Source organism: Streptomyces sp. NPDC001532 (assembly GCF_040298625.1).
Lineage (GTDB): Bacteria > Actinomycetota > Actinomycetes > Streptomycetales > Streptomycetaceae > Streptomyces.
This window is the reverse complement of record NZ_JBEPAL010000057.1, coordinates 47,672-51,964: the sequence shown is the minus strand read 5'-3', so window position 1 is coordinate 51,964 and position 4,293 is coordinate 47,672. Positions and strand designations below refer to the sequence as shown.

Annotated in this window: 2 protein-coding genes and 1 pseudogene; all 3 read left to right on the top strand. The window is 77.4% G+C overall.

Going from position 1 to position 4,293, the window contains the following annotated elements; translation table 11 throughout:
• Positions 1–78: 78 nt before the first annotated feature.
• Positions 79–1,185, top strand: a pseudogene (locus ABT232_RS34640) (DNA polymerase III subunit gamma and tau); the annotation flags it as partial.
• A 125-nt stretch (positions 1,186–1,310) separates the two neighbouring features.
• A complete protein-coding gene (gene purD, locus ABT232_RS34635) occupies positions 1,311–2,564 on the top strand; it encodes a phosphoribosylamine--glycine ligase (RefSeq protein WP_351847742.1) in 1,254 nt (417 codons plus the stop codon).
• A gap of 298 nt (positions 2,565–2,862) precedes the next feature.
• The coding region (locus ABT232_RS34630) for a M48 family metalloprotease (protein WP_351847739.1) at positions 2,863–4,293 on the top strand (1,431 nt) is incomplete at its 3' end.

Here is a 4,293-nt window from a genome sequence, read left to right as displayed (position 1 = left end):
GGAAAGTTCGCCGGAGCCCCCCCCCCAAAAAACTTAAATATTTGACCCCCCAAACAACAAAGCCCCCCAGGCGAATTCCCCCGCCCCCCCCACCCACCCCCCCCGGCTGCGCCCCACGCCGCCGCGGCCCGGGCCGCCGTCCGGACTCCGGCTCCCGCAGGCCCGGCGGCAGGCGGTGCGGGCGTTCCGGGCGGCCCGGCGGCCCCGAGCGCTCCGGCGGCCGCACCGGCCGCGCAGGCACCCTCCGCGCCCCCGGTCGCTCCTCCCGCCGCGCCCGAGCCCGCCCCGGCCCCCACGCCCGCTCCCGCACCCGCCGAAGCCCCTGCTCCGGCCGCCGCCGCCCCCGGCGCCTGGCCCACCGCCACGGCCGCAGGCAGCGGTGGCGGGCGGCGGCCCGGCGGCTGGCCCACGGCCACGCCCGCGGGCGGCGGTCCCGGCCGGCCCCCGGCGGCCCAGGCACCCTCCGCCCCCGCCACCCCTGCCCCGGCCGCCGCCGCTCCGGCGGCTCCCGCTCCCGCGCCCGCCGCGATGCAGGCCCCTCCGGCAGGCGGCATGGACCCGCGTGCCCTGTGGCCGAACATCCTGGAGGCGGTGAAGAACCGCCGCCGCTTCACCTGGATCCTGCTCAGCCAGAACGCCCAAGTGACCGGCTTCGACGGCACCACCCTCCAGATCGGCTTCGTCAACGCCGGTGCCCGCGACAACTTCGCCAGCAGCGGCAGCGAGGACGTGCTGCGGCAGGCGCTGTCCGAGCAGTTCAACGTCCAGTGGAAGATCGACGCGATCGTCGACCCGTCCGGCGGCTCCGCGGGGCTCGGCGCCCCCTCCGGCGGTGCCCCCTCCGGCTTCGGCGGCGGCCACGGCGGCGCGCCGGCCGGCGGTTACGGCGGCGGCGCGGCCCCCGGCGGCTACGGCGGCGCCGGTACGGCCGCCCCGCCGCGCCCCGCCCAGCCCGCCGCCCCGCCCGCCCCCACCGCATCGGCCCCGGCCGGCCCGGCCCCCGTCGCGGCGCCCGCCCCCGTGGCCCCGCCGCCCGCCCCGGAACCGGCCCCGGTCCCGGTCGCCCCCGAGGACGACACCCCCGAGGACGACGACCCCGACCTCGACGAGTCGGCCCTCTCCGGCCAGGAGCTGATCGTGCGGGAGCTGGGGGCGACGGTGATGGAGGAGATCACCAACGAATAGCCGGTGACCCGCCGCCGGGAGACCGGCCGGCCGGCGCCTTTTCGGAGAAACCCACAACCGTCTCGCGCCCGCCCCTTCGGCCGCCCGCACAAAGCGCCCGGCCCGGCGCCGGTTAGGCTGACCCCGTGAAGGTCCTCGTCATCGGTAGCGGCGCCCGCGAACACGCCCTGTGCCGTTCCCTGTCCCTCGACCCCGCCGTCACCGCGCTGCACTGCGCGCCCGGCAACGCCGGCATCGCCGAGGTGGCCGAACTGCACCCGGTCGACGCCCTCGACGGCGCGGCGGTGTCCGCGCTCGCCGTCGAGCTCGGCGCCGAGCTGGTCGTCGTAGGCCCGGAGGCCCCGCTGGTCGCGGGGGTCGCCGACGCGGTGCGCGAGGCCGGGATCCCGGTCTTCGGCCCCTCGAAGGAGGCCGCGCAGCTGGAGGGCTCCAAGGCCTTCGCCAAGGACGTGATGGCGGGCGCGGGCGTGCCCACGGCCCGCTCCTACGTCTGCACGACCCCGGAGGAGATCGAGGAGGCCCTCGACGCCTTCGGCGCGCCGTACGTCGTCAAGGACGACGGTCTCGCCGCCGGCAAGGGCGTCGTCGTCACCAGCGACCTCGACCAGGCCCGCGCCCACGCGAGGGCCTGCGAGCGCGTGGTGATCGAGGAGTTCCTGGACGGCCCGGAGGTGTCCCTCTTCGCCGTCACCGACGGCGACACGGTCGTCCCGCTCCAGCCCGCCCAGGACTTCAAGCGCGCCCTGGACGGCGACGAGGGCCCGAACACCGGCGGCATGGGCGCGTACTCCCCGCTGCCCTGGACCGACCCCAAGCTGGTGGACGAGGTCATGCAGACCGTCCTCCAGCCGACCGTCGACGAGATGCGCCGCCGCGGCACGCCGTTCTCCGGTCTGCTCTACGCCGGTCTGGCGATCACCGGCCGGGGCGTGCGGGTCATCGAGTTCAACGCCCGCTTCGGCGACCCGGAGACCCAGGTCGTGCTGGCCCGGCTGAAGACCCCGCTGGCCGGTCTGCTGATGGCCGCCGCCACCGGCAACCTCGGCGACCTGGCGCCGCTGCGCTGGAGCGACGAGGCCGCGGTGACCGTGGTCGTCGCCTCGCACAACTACCCCGGCACCCCGCGCACCGGCGACCCGATCACCGGTCTGGACGAGGTGGCCGCCCAGGACGCCCCGCACGCGTACGTGCTGCACGCGGGCACCCGGCAGGACGGTGACGCGGTGGTCAGCGCCGGCGGCCGGGTGCTGTCGGTGACGGCGACCGGCAAGGACCTCACCGAGGCCCGCGAGCGCGCCTACCAGGCGGTCGGCCGGATCCGCCTCGACGGTTCCCAGCACCGCACGGACATCGCGGCGAAGGCGGCGGAAGGCGCCTGACGCGCCCCCGGCACCCGCGCCCACCAGGCAGGACACAGGCCCCGGAATCCCCTCGGAATCCGGGGCCTGACCCTTGCCCTGCGTCATCCACCTCTCCCCAAAGCCATTCCATCGAGTGACCGATGCCCTATCCGGCTGACGTGGGCCGCACCCCCAACTAGGGTGCGGCGCAAGCGTTCCGGCACTTGGCCCACCGGCATTGCGATGTCAGTGGCGGGTGCCACAGTGGGGGAGTGAGCAACGCCAGGACAGCGAGTTCAGCCAGGACGGGAGGGGGTGAGGTCCGGTGGTGACCGGTATGGGTGCGGAGCTGGGAGCGCAGGCCGCGCGGGCCCGGGCACTGGCCGTGCTGCGGATCCGCGGCCGGGCACTGGCCGCGGCGCTGCTGCCGGCCGCCGTCGCCGTGGTCCTGCTCGCCGGCGGCTCCACCGGGCGTCTCACGGGCGCCGGCTGGGACGCCGCCCGCTGGGTCGTCTGCGCGGTCGCCGCGCTGGTGCTGCTCGCCGCGGGCGGCTTCGCGCTGGTCGTCGCCCGTGCCCGCCCCGCCATGAGCCCCACGGTCCCGATCGCCGAGGAGTCGGCCCCGGACCTGTACCGGCTGGTGCGCGACCTCGCCGACCGCCTCGACGTCCCGGTCCCCTCGGCGATAGCCCTCACCCCGGACTGCGACAGCTGGCTGGAGGACCGCACCCATCCGGCCCACGGCCCGCCCCCGCCCGAGGCCCCGGACGAACCGCGCGGCCCCGGCCGCCGCGGCCCCCGCCGCACGCCGGCCGCGCCGGTCCTCGTCATCGGCTCGCCGTTCCTGTGGTGGATGCGCGTCGGCGAGCTGCGCGCCGTCCTCGCCCCCGTCGTCGCCGGTACGGGCCCCTCGGCGCACCCCGACATAGCGGCGGCCCGGCGCTTCGTACGGGGCCTGGACGCCGCGGTGGCGGTCGCCTCGGCACCGGAGCGCGGCCCGCTCACCCGTGTGCCGGGCGCCGGTGTCGCCTGGGCGGCCCGACTGCTGCTGCGCGGCTGCCGGGAGCACGCCGCCGAGATGGAGCGCGGGGTCGCGGCCGCCGCCGCCGAGCGCGCCCAGACCGTGGACTACGGCCTGCGGATCGTCGCCCAGGAGCAGGTCGGCCTCGCGTACGCGGGCTGGGACCGGCTGCTGACCCGGGTCGCGCTGCCCGCCTGGCGGATGGGCCGCTGGCCCTCCCGGCTGGACGCCGGCGTGGTCGCCGCCCTCACCGAGCTGTCCCGGCGCGACCGGCTGGCCGAGGGTTTCACCTCCCGCCTCGGTGAGCGCCCCGCCTGCGACCTGCTCGAAGAGCCCGGCGCGGTGGACGAGGCCGCCTCCCTGCTCGCCGCCCGCCTCTTCCACGGCGGCCCCGCGGGCACCGGCCCCGACTGGGCCCCGGTGGACTGGCAGGAGTATTCGGAGGAGGTCGTCGACCGCAAATGGCGCACCGACGCGGCCCGCCTCCACCGCGTCCTGGACACCCTCGGCGTCCGCCGCACCGCCCCCGGCGCCCAGGGCCCCACCCTGTCCCGCGTCCTGGACCACCTCACGGGGACCACCACCTCACCGGTCGGCCACACCCACCCCGCGACCGCTCCCGACCCCGCACCCCCCGACCCCGAGGACGCCGACACCCTCGGCCACCTCGCCGCCGACGACCTCGACCGCTTCGCCGAGACCCGCCTCGACGGGACCGGCCTCGACGGGACCGGCCTCGACCGGACA